General features: G+C 57.1%; 15 protein-coding genes, 1 other RNA gene and 1 pseudogene. 4 read left to right on the top strand and 13 right to left on the bottom strand.

Going from position 1 to position 15,076, the window contains the following annotated elements; genetic code table 11:
• Nucleotides 1–10: 10 nt before the first annotated feature.
• From B3Y70_RS16970 to B3Y70_RS16910, 13 genes are all read right to left on the bottom strand, one after another.
• Nucleotides 11–484, bottom strand: coding sequence for an AraC family transcriptional regulator (locus tag B3Y70_RS16970; RefSeq protein WP_273030587.1), 474 nt, complete (start codon nucleotides 482–484; stop codon nucleotides 11–13).
• 420 nt (nucleotides 485–904) lie between these two features.
• Nucleotides 905–2,083, bottom strand: a complete 1,179-nt coding sequence (locus tag B3Y70_RS16965; RefSeq protein WP_273030586.1) for a vWA domain-containing protein — start codon at nucleotides 2,081–2,083, stop codon at nucleotides 905–907.
• A 22-nt stretch (nucleotides 2,084–2,105) separates the two neighbouring features.
• A complete protein-coding gene (locus B3Y70_RS16960; protein WP_011785090.1) occupies nucleotides 2,106–2,948 on the bottom strand; it encodes an AAA family ATPase in 843 nt (280 codons plus the stop codon).
• A gap of 18 nt (nucleotides 2,949–2,966) precedes the next feature.
• The gene (locus tag B3Y70_RS16955) at nucleotides 2,967–5,060 is read right to left on the bottom strand and encodes a VWA domain-containing protein (RefSeq protein ID WP_273030585.1); all 2,094 of its coding nucleotides are present in this window, start codon (nucleotides 5,058–5,060) and stop codon (nucleotides 2,967–2,969) included.
• Between the two features lie 75 nt (nucleotides 5,061–5,135).
• Complete coding sequence (locus B3Y70_RS16950; protein ID WP_011785092.1) at nucleotides 5,136–5,480, bottom strand: hypothetical protein; 345 nt, start codon at nucleotides 5,478–5,480, stop codon at nucleotides 5,136–5,138.
• On the bottom strand, nucleotides 5,480–5,926 hold the full coding sequence (locus B3Y70_RS16945) for a YcgN family cysteine cluster protein (RefSeq protein ID WP_011785093.1): 447 nt from the start codon (nucleotides 5,924–5,926) through the stop codon (nucleotides 5,480–5,482). The genes B3Y70_RS16950 and B3Y70_RS16945 overlap by 1 nt, the downstream gene beginning before the upstream one ends.
• Nucleotides 5,923–6,216, bottom strand: coding sequence for a YcgL domain-containing protein (locus tag B3Y70_RS16940; RefSeq protein WP_011785094.1), 294 nt, complete (start codon nucleotides 6,214–6,216; stop codon nucleotides 5,923–5,925). Before B3Y70_RS16940 ends, B3Y70_RS16945 begins: the two co-directional genes overlap by 4 nt.
• Nucleotides 6,213–7,364: a ribonuclease D gene (locus B3Y70_RS16935; RefSeq protein ID WP_286894945.1), complete on the bottom strand. Its 1,152-nt coding sequence runs from the start codon at nucleotides 7,362–7,364 to the stop codon at nucleotides 6,213–6,215. Before B3Y70_RS16935 ends, B3Y70_RS16940 begins: the two co-directional genes overlap by 4 nt.
• 17 nt (nucleotides 7,365–7,381) lie before the next feature.
• Nucleotides 7,382–7,984, bottom strand: coding sequence for a recombination mediator RecR (gene recR, locus B3Y70_RS16930; RefSeq protein ID WP_011785096.1), 603 nt, complete (start codon nucleotides 7,982–7,984; stop codon nucleotides 7,382–7,384).
• Between the two features lie 33 nt (nucleotides 7,985–8,017).
• Complete coding sequence (locus B3Y70_RS16925; RefSeq protein WP_011785097.1) at nucleotides 8,018–8,341, bottom strand: YbaB/EbfC family nucleoid-associated protein; 324 nt, start codon at nucleotides 8,339–8,341, stop codon at nucleotides 8,018–8,020.
• A 4-nt stretch (nucleotides 8,342–8,345) separates the two neighbouring features.
• A complete protein-coding gene (gene dnaX / locus B3Y70_RS16920; RefSeq protein WP_286894949.1) occupies nucleotides 8,346–10,259 on the bottom strand; it encodes a DNA polymerase III subunit gamma/tau in 1,914 nt (637 codons plus the stop codon).
• 124 nt (nucleotides 10,260–10,383) lie between these two features.
• Nucleotides 10,384–10,480, bottom strand: an RNA gene (ffs, locus tag B3Y70_RS16915) — signal recognition particle sRNA small type.
• 71 nt (nucleotides 10,481–10,551) lie between these two features.
• Nucleotides 10,552–11,307 carry a 2OG-Fe(II) oxygenase gene (locus tag B3Y70_RS16910; RefSeq protein WP_286894365.1) on the bottom strand — a complete coding sequence of 252 codons (756 nt, stop codon included), beginning with the start codon at nucleotides 11,305–11,307 and terminating at the stop codon, nucleotides 10,552–10,554.
• A gap of 109 nt (nucleotides 11,308–11,416) precedes the next feature.
• Here B3Y70_RS16910 and B3Y70_RS16905 point away from each other — a divergent pair, with 109 nt between their 5' ends.
• The 4 genes and pseudogenes from B3Y70_RS16905 to B3Y70_RS16890 all read left to right on the top strand — a co-directional run.
• A complete protein-coding gene (locus B3Y70_RS16905; protein WP_286894366.1) occupies nucleotides 11,417–12,337 on the top strand; it encodes a D-hexose-6-phosphate mutarotase in 921 nt (306 codons plus the stop codon).
• 30 nt (nucleotides 12,338–12,367) lie between these two features.
• A complete protein-coding gene (locus tag B3Y70_RS16900) occupies nucleotides 12,368–13,183 on the top strand; it encodes a lysophospholipid acyltransferase family protein (RefSeq protein ID WP_022991126.1) in 816 nt (271 codons plus the stop codon).
• Nucleotides 13,183–14,130: an SDR family oxidoreductase gene (locus B3Y70_RS16895; RefSeq protein ID WP_286894368.1), complete on the top strand. Its 948-nt coding sequence runs from the start codon at nucleotides 13,183–13,185 to the stop codon at nucleotides 14,128–14,130. The genes B3Y70_RS16900 and B3Y70_RS16895 overlap by 1 nt, the downstream gene beginning before the upstream one ends.
• Before the next feature lie 124 nt (nucleotides 14,131–14,254).
• A pseudogene (locus B3Y70_RS16890) lies at nucleotides 14,255–15,076 on the top strand (PEP-CTERM system histidine kinase PrsK); the annotation flags it as partial.

Below are 15,076 nucleotides of genomic sequence, written 5' to 3'. Positions count from 1 at the left end.
TCATGGCCGGTTATTTCCACTCAACAAATGAGACTTCCGGTTCATAGTCCGGTGCCTTGGCGTTCAGCGTCATCTGCAGGCGCAAAGTGCCGGGCTGTTTCCGGAAATCGTGGACGATCTCCCGGCGCACGAAACGATTGTTGGCCGCCCGGGCGTTGATCACTGCCTTGAGAGTGTGTCTTCCGTCCACGAGGTTGCCGATAAACAGTTGATGTACGCCGCCCTGGCCCAGTGAGCTCCGTTCGTTTTCTGTGTAAAGATGAGCGGTAACCGGCTGCTCATTGACGAACAGTTCTACCGAATCCAGCTCAAGGGCTTGCCTGTTCGCCAAAGACAGAAAAACCGCCACCCGGGTATTCACCGGGTGCAGCAGTTTCTGCTCGAGGGCATGCACACTTGCGGTATGCCGGGTAATGTCAGCGTTCAGACGCTCGATCTGCTCATCGAGCGACGATGCGTGGGAGGTTGCCGCCATCGCAGCCATGATCATTCCGGATATACAAAGCCCCCTGATCCCTGGGGCAATCCGGCACTTTTGTGGTTTTTGTCTGCCGAACATCACTTTCCTGCCTTGCCGGGCCGCGCTGGTGCGCGGCTCAGGTAACATTTCGAAATAAAGAGTAACACCCGCTAACAACCAAGAACGGTATCCATTTCACCAAATGAGCATTTGGCCGGGTATCGGCAACGAAAAGTGTCGACTAATTTGACAGAAATAAAGGAAAGGGAGACTGATTACAAAGGACCGACCGGCCCCATGACGATGCAAGCTATTGATATTAATACTTTATACAGGGGCATGGCCCCGGATTTGCTCTACCAGAGTTGGCGGGAGCGCCTTTCAGGCAACCCCCGCTTGAATATGCCGAGCTTTGCCGATGCCCTCAACCGCATCGGCTTTTTTTTACTTACTCAACTGCCTCATGGCCGATTCGAGCCCCTCAATGGTCAAAGGGTACATATGATTATTGACCAATTGCTGGGTAATGCCCAGCGAACCACCCGATCCCCAGTAGCTTTCCGGTAACGGGTTGAGCCACACCACCTTCCGGAAATGCTCGGTCACACGCTGGAACCAGGTCGCGCCTGCTTCCTCATTCCAGTGCTCGATAGAGCCACCGGGATGCGTGATCTCATAGGGTGCCATGGTGGCATCCCCCACAAAGATCACCTTATAGTCCGGCGTATATTTGTGCAGGATGTCCCAGGTACTGAGCGTCTCGTTCATGCGCCGGATGTTGTTCTTCCACACGCTTTCATAGATGAAATTGTGGAAGTAGAAATACTCCATGTGCTTGAACTCGAGACGTGCTGCGGAGAACAGCTCTTCACACACCCGAACGTGAGGATCCATGGAACCGCCCACATCAAAGAAAATCAGAACCTTCACGGCATTGTGCCGCTCGGGAACCATTTTCAGGTCCAGATATCCGGCATTGCGGGCCGTTGAGCGGATGGTGTCATCCATGTCGAGCTGGTCTGCGGCACCCTGTCGGGCAAATTTACGCAACCGGCGCAGGGCCACCTTGATGTTGCGGATGCCGAGGGTGATGCTGTCGTCCAGATCACGGAACTCACGCTTTTCCCAGACTTTAACCGCCCGGCCGTGGCGCCCCTTGTTCTGGCCGATACGGAAACCTTCCGGGTTGTAACCGTTGGCACCAAACGGTGAGGTTCCGCCGGTACCAATCCATTTGTTACCACCGGCGTGACGCTCCTTCTGCTCTTCCATGCGCTTTTTGAAGGTTTCGATCAACTCTTCCAGCCCGCCGAGAGACTCGATCTTGGCTTTCTCTTCATCGGTCAGGTGTTTCTCGAATTCGGCGCGCAGCCAATCGTCCGGAATCAGCGCCTCGAGCAGATCATCGAGATTCTCGATGCCTTCGAAATAGACCTGGAAGGCGCGATCAAACTTGTCAAAGTGCCGCTCATCCTTAACCAGGCACACCCTGGCCAAGTAATAGAACTCCTCCATGTCTGCAAATGCCAGGCGCTGCTGAATGGCCTCCAGCAGGTCCAGGAATTCCCGCAGACTGGCCGGCACCTTGGCCCGCCGTACTTCGAGGAAAAAATCAATCAACATAAAGCAGGGCTCTTGTCGGTGATCAGTTTCGGCGACGCGCCATGAAAGCCAGCTTCTGCAGCAAATGAACGTCCTGCTCATTCTTCACCAGGGCACCATAGAGCGGTGGCAGAGCCGAGCTGGAGTCTTTCTCCTGCAGGGCTTTGGCAGAGAGCTCATCCGCCATCAGCAACTTGAGCCAGTCGATCAGCTCGGATGTCGACGGCTTCTTCTTGAGCCCCGGCACCTTGCGAACGTCAAAAAACACTTCCAGCGCATCCCGCACCACCTGCTGCTGAATTCCCGGGAAGTGAACATCCACGATGTTCTTCATGGTGTCGTGATCCGGGAAGCTGATGTAGTGGAAGAAGCAGCGGCGCAGGAAGGCATCTGGCAGCTCTTTCTCGTTGTTACTGGTGATGACCACAATCGGGCGTTTCTTCGCTTTCACAAACTCCTGGGTTTCGTAAACGAAAAACTCCATTCGATCCAGTTCCAGCAACAGGTCGTTCGGGAACTCGATATCCGCCTTGTCAATTTCGTCGATCAGCAGCACCACCTGCTCGTCCGCCTCAAAGGCTTCCCAGAGCTTGCCCTTCACAATGTAGTTGCGAATGTCTTTGACCTTCTCGTCTCCGAGTTGGGAATCCCGAAGGCGGGACACCGCATCATATTCGTACAGGCCTTGCTGGGCCTTGGTGGTCGACTTGATGTGCCAGGGAATCAGAGTCATTCCCAGCGCCGCGGCCATTTCCTCCGCCAGCAGGGTTTTACCGGTGCCGGGTTCACCCTTGATCAACAACGGACGCTGCAGCGCGATCGCTGCATTGACTGCCATTTGCAGGTCATCGGTGGCTACGTATTTATCGGTGCCGGTAAACTTCATGTGTCTGATTCCTGTTGGTTACTTTTTCGGATTCTCTTTCTTGTCCGCCGGTTTGGATTTTTCGTCCTCCGGAGACTCTTCATCATAATCGGGCAAATCGTCGAATTCGGAGAGGTCGAAGTCTTCCAGACCAAACTCGTCCTCATCAATGTCGAACTCCGACTCGCTGATCTCATCAGCTTCAGAAGGATCTGGCTCCGCCTCGGCGCCAACCGTATCGTCTGCCAAGGGGATGTCATCCTCTTCCGGTTCCAGTTCAGCCGATGGCAGCTCTTCCGTTACTTCGGGTACGGCCTCATCCGGAATCTCGTCCGGTTCGCTGTCAGCTTGCGAGAGTTCCGGAATGTCTTCAGGTTCCGGCTCTTCGGCAGACGCCAGCTCTGGCTCTTTTTCCGGGACAGGTTCAGCCTCCGCTTCCACCGACTCTGACGCTGCCGGAGGCTCCGGCTCAACCACTGGTGGCTCCTCAGATTCTTCAGCCAGGTCTTCCAGGGTTTCACGCTCAGCCGCTGCCGCCTGCTCCTGTTCTGCCCTCGCTTTTTTCTGACGCCATGCAAACAAACCAAGGCCCACGATAGCAACCAGCAAGGCTGCGCCAGCACCCCAGGCCCAAACCGGGATACCCAGAAGGGTACCCTTCTCCGGCTCCGTGTCAGCGATCGGCTGTTCGACCGGCGCTTCGGGCTCCGGCTCAACGACCGGTGCTGGCTCTGGCTCTGGTTCCGGCTCAGATTCCTGAACCGGGGCTTCGACCGGAGGCTCAGCTTCCACTGGCGGCTCCGGTTCTGAAGAGTTGGCTCCGCCATCAAAATCCGGCAGCGACTCCGCCTGTTCAGACAGGTCTGGCACCATGGGTTCGGTCACCACCTCCAGAGGAGGCTCTTTCCCTGGCACGGTAAACGTCGTCATGGCGCTGAATTTGCGGGAGAAAGTTCCGCCATCCGCCACCACATCAACCTGATAGCGGCCAGGTGCAGGCAATCTGGGTACGGTGTCCCGATATACGCCGTCTTCCGGCGGGGTATCGGGAGACAAAACCTTGGTACCTTGCCGACCATCACTCGCGGTTATCGACAGGCTAACGTCCATGACCGAGAGAAAGTCTGACCCGGTAATCTTTTCGGCTTCCTCAAAAAAAGCCACTTCAATGGCCAGAGGCTGCTCTTCGGTAAACTCAGCGGGAATCGGATTCACGGCCATGCGCAGATCACTGACCACCGTCACGCGGCTCCCCTGGCCAAGATCTCCAATGATACGCCAGCGGCCCGAGACCGGTTCAGTAACGGTGATCAGATCATAGCCCGGCTCAGATGCCCAACGGACATTATCCGGAGCGCTCTCCCGGGTGAACGGCTCACCACCAGGCTGTGCAAGTGCCAACGGCTCTTCCCCAGAAGCATCCTGTCCTGAGAAGATCAGTGCCGTAAACTCGCTGATGCCATCATCAACGGCAAAGCCATCGCCCTCAATGGGAACCTGTTCCTGCGGCACTGCGGTATTCAGCGCATTGGCAAACGCCAGATTCAACGCCTCGGCAGATTGCGCCAGCTGGAAACTGCCACCGGTTTCCCGGGCGAGGTTACGAAGAAACCGGATGTCCGCTTTCTCAGACAGACCAACCGTATGAATCGTGGCGCCCTTGTCTTTCAGCGCTGGCAACAAGGAATCGACTATGCGTTTTTCCTCAGCCTGACTTGCGTCGTCACCGCCTGGCACGTCGACCTTGCCATCGCTGAGGACAATAAGATGGGTGTTCTCGAGGGTACCGCCAGACAACCAGTCGTTGGCGGCTTTCTCCATCGCCAAACCGAGGTTCGTATGCAGAGCTACCGAATTGATCTGCTCGGAACGCTCAATAGCAGTGTCGCGCCAGGACTGGTCAACCACACCGTAGGGCACCAGCATGTTAACGTACTGCCCGAAAGTCCAGAGACCGGCACTGGCACCTTCCGGCAATGTCCGGGCCAGCAGACGAACCGCTGGGCGGCGGAGATTCTGTGGATCGGTTTCCTTCATGGAGCCGGAAATATCCACCACAATGCGCACATCTGCATTGCCGGGCAGAGACAGTGCCGGGTCCTGCGCACCTGCTTGCCAAGAAATCAGCAGCAAAGCTGCAGCCACCCAAATGCGTTTGAACCCGTTCATTGAACTGCGCCCTTATCTTTTGTAGTTCTCAGAAATCGTCTATTTGCGAACCAGTCGGTACCGAACCAGATCAAGTATCCATACCAGTAGCATAACAATCGCGGCGATGCTGAAATTGAACAGCGCGCGACCGGCGGCATCGGTGTCGCCAAGAATCAGCTCATAGCCCGCAAACAGCCAGGCCGGTATCCACCAGCCGGCCACGTCTGGCGATTCCACGGGGGTCAGCACCAGCACCACAAGCGCAGACAAAAGCAGTGTCCGCAGACCGTAAAAGGGCAATACCCGGAACAGTGATTTCATCATGTAGAAAAACACAACGAAAGCGACTGCATAGGCCGCCCAGAAAACTCCATAAGCGAGTGAAGCGTCTGTATCCATCATTACAGAATCCAGTGAATAATGTGTTCTTCCCAATCCTCTTCCGGCACAGAATCTTCCGACACCACGTTTCCCCGCACCGAAACACGGGCTTGATGAACGGTATCAGGATCTCCGCTGCGAAGCGGGTGCCAGTCCGGCAGAGGCCTTCCCTCGGCGAGGGTCCGGTACGCACAGGTGTATGGTAACCAGTGGTAGCTGAGAACCGTATCGGCGGTCAGTACCGTACACCCCGGTACCTTTTTCAATCGTTGCTCATAGACCGTACAGCCACAGGTATCCAGGTCCATGTAACGGCATACAAGATCGGTGTGATACACCTCCCCCGTATCCTCATCCTCCAGCTTTTGTAAACAGCACTTACCGCAGCCATCACACAGGGACTCCCATTCCGGCTGCGTCATATCCGCCAGTCGTTTACGCTGCCAGAAGGGAATCTGCGCAATCATTTCCGGTGCTGCTCAATCTTGCGCTTGAAGTCGACGATGTAGGTGTCCTGCTCTTCCGGCATCTGCAGGAAAAAGTCCTTTTCCTCAATTGCCGCCAACACTTCCTTTCCGGTTGTGCGCGCGAGCTTCTTGTCTGGCGTCAACAGCAGATCCATCGAGTGGATGGGCGAGCCAAAGATACCTCTCAGCGCCTCCGGTAAATCGTCCCACTTTTGCCCTCGGCGGACAAAGAGATAGGTGTCGCCTTTCTTGCTGCTGCGAAACACCGATACAAATTCGCGTTCAGTCATTGGTTGAGCAGTTCCTCAATATCTTGCTTTACCGGCGCGATAATTTCCTCGCGCCATCCCTCAAAAAACGTCTGGCCCGCCAGGGTGCCATCCTGGATCAGTTTCTCAATACGTTTACGTGGCGCCAATATTTCCATTGGAATATCAAAGCGTTCGGCTGCATTGCTAAAGTAACGCTTAACCTTCTTGTAAAGCGCTTGCTGATCCCGACTCAGCGGTCTGGGGATGAGCTCAAGCCCGGAATTATCGGTAGCACGGGCGGCCTGCACAAGTTCAACCAACTGCTCGCCATAACGTTTAACGAACCCCCCGGGTACGCCCTGAACATCCCTGATCACCGCAGCAGATGACGGCAAACGCTCAGCAATGGCAATCAGCAAGCCATCGTTCAGGACCCTGTTGCGTGGCCGATCCTGGCGTCGACACTCCTGCTCGCGCCAGGCGACCAGTGCCCGGAGAACCGCTTGCTGTTCCCGGTTCAGGGTCCAGCCGCCCCGGAGTTTCAGATAGTGCTGCTCCGGGTCTTCCTGGGTAGCGGCCTCGTTGGCAAATCGCCGGGACTCATCCGCCAGGGCATGTTCCAGGTTACGCTGCCTGAGGTTGGCCAACACCCATCCGTAAAGTGGCTCAAGAAAACGGATGTCGTCCAGAGCGTAGCGTTCCTGGGCCGGCGTCAGTGGCCGTGACACCCAGTCCGAACGGGTGGCGGATTTGTCGAGCGCCTCTCCGAACAGGGTCTCAACGAGGCGTGCATAACCAACGGAAAATCCGGCACCGGCCAGTGCGGCACCGATCTGCAAATCCAGCACACCCGCTGGCTCCACCTTCAGCCAATGGCGGAATAACTCCAGATCCTCGCTCATGGCATACAACAGTTTTGGCCGGCTTTCATCGGCCAGCATGGCCCGGAACGACCCAGCAGCCTCGGCTACCCCCGGATCCACCAGCCAGAACTGGCCGTCAGCGCCTAACTGCACCAGGCCTGGAATCGGGTAGAAGGTGGAAACCCGTTCAAACTCGGTATCAAGTGCAACCGGAATGCCGGGGTCAAGGCAGCCGAGCCAGTGATCCAGCTGCTCGGGTGTCTCCAGCCAGCGAACGGTATCCGGGGCCGCTGGAACGGTTACGGCCGGGTCGGTGTGGGTCATAGACAGAACCTGAGGACTTATTCAGACAGGGGTTTGCGACCCCGGAATGCATGGGTGAGTGTAAAGCCGTCAACATAGCCCAGCTCACCGCCAACGGGAATGCCATGGGCCAGGCGTGTGATCAGGATATTCTGGCCATCAAGGCGATCAGCAATGTAGTGGGCGGTCGCTTCACCTTCCACCGTGGGGTTGGTGGCCAGGATCAATTCGGTTACGCCTTCACGCCGCACTCTATCAAGCAGACGCTCAATCCCGATCTCCTCCGGGCCCACGCCATCGATGGGCGACAGGTGCCCCATCAATACGAAGTAACTGCCTTTGTAATCGCCGGCCTGCTCAATGGCAAGCAGGTCTGAAGGGCTTTCAACAACACAAAGGGTGCCATTGCGGCGCTCGGGTTTTTCGCATATCTGGCAGATTTCGGTATCCGAAAAATTCTGGCAGCTGTCGCAACGGCGCACGCCGTCCATCGCATGATTCAACGCCGCAGCCAGCCGGGTTCCGCCAGAGCGGCCCCGCTCCAGCAGATGAAAGGCCATGCGCTGGGCCGTTTTCTGGCCAACACCCGGCAGGCATCTCAGGGATTCCACCAATTCATCAACCAGGGGGCTGAATGCCATGACTACTCCTCAAAAAATCGATGGCAGGCCGGCTCAGAACGGCATCTTGAAACCGGGCGGCATCCCCATGCCAGACATCATGCCGGACATTTTGTCTTTCTGGTTTGCTTCTACCCGGCGAACCGCATCGTTCACGGCGGCAGCCAGCAGGTCTTCCAGAATTTCCTTGTCTTCTGACAGCAGAGACGGATCGATATCCACCTTGCGGACATCGTGCCGGCCGTTCATGGTGACTTTCACCAACCCTGCGCCAGATTCACCGGTAACTTCCGCTTTGGCGATCTCTTCCTGAGCCTTCTGCATCTGCTCCTGCATCTGCTGGGCCTTTTTCATCAGGTCGCCCATATTATTCATCATCTGCTTATCTCCTGGCTGTTTCTGCGGGGCGGATACTTTCTTCGACGACCCGCCCTTCAAATCGTTCCACAATACTCTTGACCAGAGGATCCTGTCGGATGGACTCTTCCGCGGCTTTCTGGCGTGCCGCTCGCTGGCGCTCCTCAAAGGCGGCGGGCGTATGCAACCCCGGCACACCCTGCTCTATCTTCAACTGTGTGGCGTCACCGAAGCGTGATCTCAAGGCCGCCAGTATTTTTTCTTCGTGGCGAGCATTGAGCAGCCGCGCATGCCCCTCATCCAGAGTCAGCACAACCGCCTGCCCTTCCATTCTCATGGACGAATAGCTGGCCAGGTTTCCTGGCATGCCGGTAATACCCAGCGAGCGGAAATCACGTTCCCAGACAAACCCGTCGGAGGTAACCGGTTGCTCGGGCTCGGCAGGGGCTGGCTCAGGCTCGTTCACCAGGGTCTGGTCAGCATTTTGCTCTGACTGCACCGTATCAGGGGCCAAAACTGGTTCCGGCGCTGACTCTGGCTCGGATATCGCGCTTGCGTCAGGCTCAATACTGGAATCCGATTGCGGCACCGGCTCTTGCCATTCCGGTGATTCGGCCTGAACGCCGTAGTCCTCTGGCTCCCAGGGTGGCGGGTCATCCACAATGGGTGGCTGTGGCTCGGGTTCAGCTACCGGCTCCGGACTGAGAACCGGCTGAGGCGCGGGCTCGGGTGGCGGTGCCGCGGCGACAGCCTGGGTGGGCGTGGTTTGCGAAACCGGGCCAGGCTCAGGTTCTGACTCCGCCGGGCCACGGTTGCTGTTGCCAGAAGCCAGCGCCGGCGGTTCCCGGCGATCGGTACCCGGTCGAAACGCCAGCATGCGCAGCAAGGTCATTTCAAAGCCCATACGGGCATCCGGCGTCACCGACAGATCTTTCCGGCCAATCAAGGCGGCCTGGTAGAACAACTGGGCATCTTCGGCACTGAGCCGACGGGCCAGTTCCTGCACCTGGGCAGCGTCGCCCATGGCGTTGTCGGCACTGCCCGGCACCACCTGCTCCATGGTGACGCGATGGAACAGGGAAAGCATGTCGGACAGAATCACGCCGTAATCCGGCGCAAAATCCGAGATCCGGTTAATCTCAGACAGCAGCCCGGGGCCATCACGCTCAACCAACGCGTTAACAATGCGCTGGATATCGCGCTGATCGATGGTGCCCAGCATATTGCTGACATCACTGGCAGCCAGGTTCTCGTTGCCGAACGCAATCGCCTGGTCGGTCAGGCTGAGGGCATCCCTCATACTGCCATCGGCCGCCCTCGCCAACAGCCACAGAGCCGGGTCTTCAAACGGGATCTGTTCTTCGGTCAGAACGTGCTTCAGGTGGCCAACAATGTGCTCCGGCGTCATCCGCTTGAGATTGAACTGCAGACACCGGGAAAGCACCGTCACCGGCAGCTTCTGGGGATCGGTGGTGGCCAACAGGAACTTGACGTGTTCAGGAGGCTCTTCCAGGGTTTTCAGAAAGGCGTTGAAGGACTGGTTGGTGAGCATGTGTACCTCATCGATGAGGTACACCTTGTAGCGACCACGCGTGGGTGCGTACTGCACGTTGTCGGTCAGTTCCCGCATGTCATCTACACCGGTGCGGGAGGCAGCATCGATTTCGATCAGATCAACAAAACGGTTCTCCAGGATCTCCTTGCAGCTGTCGCATTCACCGCAGGGATTCGGCGTTATGCCGGTCTCACAGTTCAGACAGCGGGCCAGCAGGCGGCCAATGGTGGTTTTGCCCACGCCCCGGGTGCCGGTAAACAGATAGGCATGGTGCAGGCGCTGGTGTTCCAGGGCGTGAATAAGCGCCTGTAACACATGTTCCTGCCCCACCATGTCTTCAAAGGTACGGGGGCGCCATTTCCGGGCTAAAACCTGATAGCTCATGATCCATCAACTGCTCTGAAAAATGGGAACAACTCTAGCATGGACAGGCAATCAGAAGAAGCATGCGCTTGCGCGACAAACGGGAGAGGAAACAGGCAAAACAAGAGGCTGGATATGGGGGTGACCCCACCAGCGATCCCCCGGCACACACATCCACCGCTTCGGCTGCTCCCTTCCGGGCCTGACCGGGTTCACGGTTTCATGTTGCGGAGGCACCAATGGGGCCACCATAACGGCGTTTCGGGGCATTTCCCTCGAAAGCGGCGCGCATATTAACAGAAGGGTATAAGGACTACAACGGCAAAGGGACTTCGTCCTGCCGGAACCAACAGGCAATGCTGTACCGGGTGCGATTGGCGGGTAACACCTCGTGGGGCACATCCTCACTCAGAAACAGTGCCGCACGCCCTGCCTCCGGCCGCACCAGACCAACCATCTGATCTTCGTTGTCGGGGCTGAACACCCGCAACTCTCCCCCGTCTTGCAGCTGCCATCCTTCATTCAGATAGAGCACCAGGCTGACCACACGGGATGCCCTGCACCGGAAACTGTCCAGGTGGCGCTTGTAGAAATCGCCAGGCTGGTAGGTGGCATAATGCGCTTCATAGCGCTTCAGCCCAAGAAACAGGCGCTGGTTCAGACCAACCCGCAGGGCATCAAAGAACCGGAACAGCTCCGACTGGGCGGCGGTATAGCCATCAAGCCAGGCGATTTTATCCCGGCGGACGCTGCGATCACGGGTCAGATCGGCACCGCGCCCAATCCCTGCTCGCCCCATGGCTTCGGTACGGTCCAGTATCTCTACCTCGTTTCGAAGCGCAGCGATCAGGCCAACGGGCAAATGACCGAGCAGATCCAGCTCAATCCAGGCTTTCTCGCTCAGGCTATCGGCGAGTTCGTCCAACCAGCCATCGGAGACCAACAAAGAATCACAGCGGCCAGCTGCCCCGATAATGTCTCCAGCCACCTTGTCCAACTGGCCCGCGGACTGCTCGAGAAGCGGCTCCGGCATCGGCAAGACCGACGCTACCGGATTTTCTGATTCCATGTTCAGACCCTCACAATTTTGACGTATTGTATTCGGAAACTCGCCGCGCGCACGGTTTTAAATTACTCTGAAGCTACGGAGTTTTACCTAAAGGAAGCAGTTTCTGAATATGTCGGACAGCAGTAGCAAGCCGCCAGCAACCGGAGGCCCGGGCAACTGGTCATTTACCCGCTGGAGTACCATCGGGCAACTGGAGGCACTTGAAGTTCATCACCCGTTGTTCCAGGCCACGTTGTTTCTACAGGGGGCACACCTCACTCATTTCGCGCCAAAGGATGAACGCAACTGGCTCTGGCTCAGTGGACTCGCCCGTTTTCAACCTGGCCGGGCAATTCGCGGTGGCATTCCCGTGTGCTGGCCCTGGTTTGGAGACCCACTCCGGAACCCGCCGGAAATCCGCAAGCGCATAGCGTCATCCTCAGCCCACGGCTTTGCCCGCACCGCTTTATGGCGCCTGGAAGATGTTCAGGAAAGCGCCCATGAGGTAGAAATCAGCCTGTCCCTCAGCGCCAACGACGATTTCCAGGAACACTGGGACGGCCACGCCCTGGCCCTGATCACCTTCAGTTTTTCCATTCGCGGTTGCCAGATCGCCCTGACAACCACCAATCTTTCAAAAGCGCCGCTGGCGTTCAGCCAGGCCCTTCACACTTACCTGCCCACGGACGACATTCAGCGAACCCGCGTGCTGGGCCTGGGAAACAGCCAGTACATCGACACGCTGAAAGACTGGGACTACGTCTCACAGGAAGGGCCAGTGTATTTCGAAGGTGAAGTGGACCGGATATACGAAACCGGCGAAGCACTGACCGTAGTATCACCTTCCGGCAAGCGAAAGCTTACGTCTGTGGGTAGCGATTCAACCGTGGTCTGGAACCCGGGCCCGGGAAAAGCGCAGCGTCTTTCTGATTTTCCAGACTCTGCCTGGCAGAAAATGCTTTGCGTCGAAACAGCCAATGCAGCATCGGATTATCGGGTATTAAATGAAGGCCAGAGCCACACACTGGGCGTATTCATCGGCCGCGCCTGAGCGGCAACTTCTTTGACAAAGGGAGCGGGCATGGGCCTGGCATCGTATCTGAGATCGAAACTGATACCAGCGGAACTGGACGAACAGGTAAACCGCATTCGCAAACCCATCGGCACACTGGGCTACGATCCCTGGGGTTATAACAACGAAGCGGTGAAATACGGCTTTTCCGTTGCCCGGCAAATCTACGAGAAATACTTTCGGGTCAGCGCCTCCGGCGTTGACAACGTGCCTGCAGAGGGCCCGGTGCTGATTATTGCGAACCACTCCGGCCAGTTACCCATCGACGGCCTGCTCATTGGTTACGCCCTCGCCTCACGGGAAAAAAATCCTCGAATTCCCCGCGCCATGATCGAGCGTTTCTTTCCGACGGTGCCGTGGCTTGGCAATCTCCTGAACGAAATCGGCGCCGTGCTCGGAGACCCGGTTAACTGCGCGAAGATGCTCGCCAACAACGAAGCAGTGATTGTGTTTCCGGAAGGCGTTAGAGGCTCCGGCAAGCTCTACCGGGACAGGTATCAACTGAAACGTTTCGGCAACGGTTTTATGCATCTCGCCATGAAGTACAAGGCGCCCATTGTGCCTGTGGGCGTAGTGGGCTGCGAAGAGACCATCCCGGCCATTGCCAACATCAAGCCACTGGCCAATGCCCTGGGCGTACCCTACGTTCCTGTCGCCCTGCCCGTGGTGCTCCCCGCCAAGGTACACCTGAATTTCGGGGAACCCATGTATTTTGATGATACCGAAATCCCTGAAGAACAGGTCACCGAACGGGTAGAGGCTGTGAAAGCCGAGATCAGCCGACTGATTGACAAGGGACTGAGCGAAAGAAAAAGGCTGTTCTGATGAGCAAGCACCAAAGACCCCGCATTCTGATCACCGGTGCTGCCGGTGCGCTGGCCCAGCAGGTGATCCGCCGCCTGCGAGAAAGCTGCGACCTGGTGGCCGTCGATTTCCGGGAACAGGTTTATCTGGGCGACGACATTCCCAGCTACCGCATTGACTTCAACAAGCGGGTCTTTGAAGACCTGTTCCGACGCTACGAGTTTGATGGCGTGATTCATCTGGGCCGCATACTCTCCAGCCAGCTGACCCGCATGCGCCGCTATAACGCCAATGTACTGGGCACCCAGAAGCTACTGGACCTATCCCACAAATACGGCATACGCCGGGTGATTGTGCTCTCCACCTACCACGTCTATGGTGCCGTGGCCTATAACCCGGCGCTGATTGACGAGTCCGCCCCCCTCAAAAGCGCAGGCCTGAGTGCCGACCTGGTGGATTCAGTGGAGCTTGAGAACCTCGCCAACATCTATCTTTGGCGCTACCCGGAACTCAACATCACTATTCTTCGGCCCTGCAACATCGTGGGCCCCGGGGTTCGCAATACCATGAGCACCCTGCTCAGCAGTGAGCGGGCACCCGTATTGGCTGGCTTTTCGCCGATGACGCAGTTCATCCATATCGACGATATGGCAGACGCCATTGTCGCCGCCTGGGCAAAGCCCGTAAAAGGCGTATTCAATGTCGCGCCGCAAGACTGGGTCGCCTACCAGCACGCCTTGAAGCTCTGCGGTTGCAAAACCATACCCATTCCCTCCATTCCACCGAGCGTGCCGAAGGCCATTGCCCGGGTTCTGAACCTGCGCAGCTTCCCTCCGTACCTGATGGCATTCTTCAAATATCCGGTGGTGATTGATGGTCGCGCCTTCGCCCGGGAATTCGGTTTTGAGCCCAAACGGCCATTGAAAGAGATTTTCCGGTATTATCGCGATAACAAAAAACCGGTGTGAAACTCATCGGTAATTTGAGTATTCAAATAGACGAACGGCCCTTTTCGGCGCTACCCTGTACATATTAAATACAGTACCCGGGCACCGGCAGGCCCGGGATTCCCGGTGTTCAAGGAAAGAGCTAATGTTCAGGGATCTCAGCGTGATCAGTCACGGTGCGGCAGCCGCTGTCTTTGCGGTTCTGGCCGTTCTTGTGGCAACCCGTTATCTTCGCCGCGACATTGATCGTGCTCTGTTCCTTGCCGCCATCGTTACCGCCCTGTGGGCCTCCGTTCTGGTTACCCAGAGCCTCTGGGGATCACCCGGGTTCTTCACCCGCTACCTGTTGGAATTGCTCAGAGACACCGCCTGGATACTCCTGCTGTTCGCCATGCTTCGCGACGGCTTTCGCCAGGGCCGATTTGGCAGTCAGATCAAAAAAGTATTGGGTGCGGCGACAGCAATACTGATTATCACCTTACTGGCCCTTGGTACACTGGAATTCGTCCTGAACATAGGCCTGGTCAGTGGTAAGACCAAAGTGATTGGCCAGATCGCCCTGTCACTTCTGGGCCTGTCTCTGGTCGAGCAGATCTGGCGAAACTCTACTGCCTTCGGCCGGTCCAGCATGAAGTACCTGTGCATCGGCGTTGCCACCATCTTCGTCTTTGATTTCTTCATGTATGCCGATGCCCTGCTGTTCGGGCAAGTCGCGGATTCGTTCTGGAATGCCCGCGGTTTTGTGAACGCCGCACTCATGCCCCTGTTTGCCATCAATGTGGTGAACACACGCAAACAACCAGTGGACTTCCAGCTTTCCCGTTCGGCGGTGTTTCACGCCGGCACCCTCATCTTCGCGGGCGGCTATCTGTTACTGCTGGCCATCGGCGGTTACTACGTGCGGGCTCTCGGTGGTGAATGGGGCGAAGCCCTTCAGGTTCTTTTCATCACCGTTTCCCTGGCGTTT

Origin of the sequence: Marinobacter sp. UBA5687, assembly GCF_002420325.1 — a bacterium.
Lineage (GTDB): Bacteria > Pseudomonadota > Gammaproteobacteria > Pseudomonadales > Oleiphilaceae > Marinobacter > Marinobacter nauticus.
The sequence above is the reverse complement of the archived record's forward strand: the minus strand, read 5'-3'. Positions and strand labels throughout refer to the sequence as shown.

Coding starts and splice junctions, on each gene's coding strand:
- B3Y70_RS16970 (WP_273030587.1), bottom strand. CDS start 484: ATGGCTGCGATGGCGGCAACCTCCCACGCATCGTCGCTCGATGAGCAG.
- B3Y70_RS16965 (WP_273030586.1), bottom strand. CDS start 2,083: ATGTTGATTGATTTTTTCCTCGAAGTACGGCGGGCCAAGGTGCCGGCC.
- B3Y70_RS16960 (WP_011785090.1), bottom strand. CDS start 2,948: ATGAAGTTTACCGGCACCGATAAATACGTAGCCACCGATGACCTGCAA.
- B3Y70_RS16950 (WP_011785092.1), bottom strand. CDS start 5,480: ATGATGGATACAGACGCTTCACTCGCTTATGGAGTTTTCTGGGCGGCC.
- B3Y70_RS16945 (WP_011785093.1), bottom strand. CDS start 5,926: ATGATTGCGCAGATTCCCTTCTGGCAGCGTAAACGACTGGCGGATATG.
- B3Y70_RS16940 (WP_011785094.1), bottom strand. CDS start 6,216: ATGACTGAACGCGAATTTGTATCGGTGTTTCGCAGCAGCAAGAAAGGC.
- B3Y70_RS16935 (WP_286894945.1), bottom strand. CDS start 7,364: ATGACCCACACCGACCCGGCCGTAACCGTTCCAGCGGCCCCGGATACC.
- recR (WP_011785096.1), bottom strand. CDS start 7,984: ATGGCATTCAGCCCCCTGGTTGATGAATTGGTGGAATCCCTGAGATGC.
- B3Y70_RS16925 (WP_011785097.1), bottom strand. CDS start 8,341: ATGATGAATAATATGGGCGACCTGATGAAAAAGGCCCAGCAGATGCAG.
- dnaX (WP_286894949.1), bottom strand. CDS start 10,259: ATGAGCTATCAGGTTTTAGCCCGGAAATGGCGCCCCCGTACCTTTGAA.
- B3Y70_RS16910 (WP_286894365.1), bottom strand. CDS start 11,307: ATGGAATCAGAAAATCCGGTAGCGTCGGTCTTGCCGATGCCGGAGCCG.
- B3Y70_RS16905 (WP_286894366.1), top strand. CDS start 11,417: ATGTCGGACAGCAGTAGCAAGCCGCCAGCAACCGGAGGCCCGGGCAAC.
- B3Y70_RS16900 (WP_022991126.1), top strand. CDS start 12,368: ATGGGCCTGGCATCGTATCTGAGATCGAAACTGATACCAGCGGAACTG.
- B3Y70_RS16895 (WP_286894368.1), top strand. CDS start 13,183: ATGAGCAAGCACCAAAGACCCCGCATTCTGATCACCGGTGCTGCCGGT.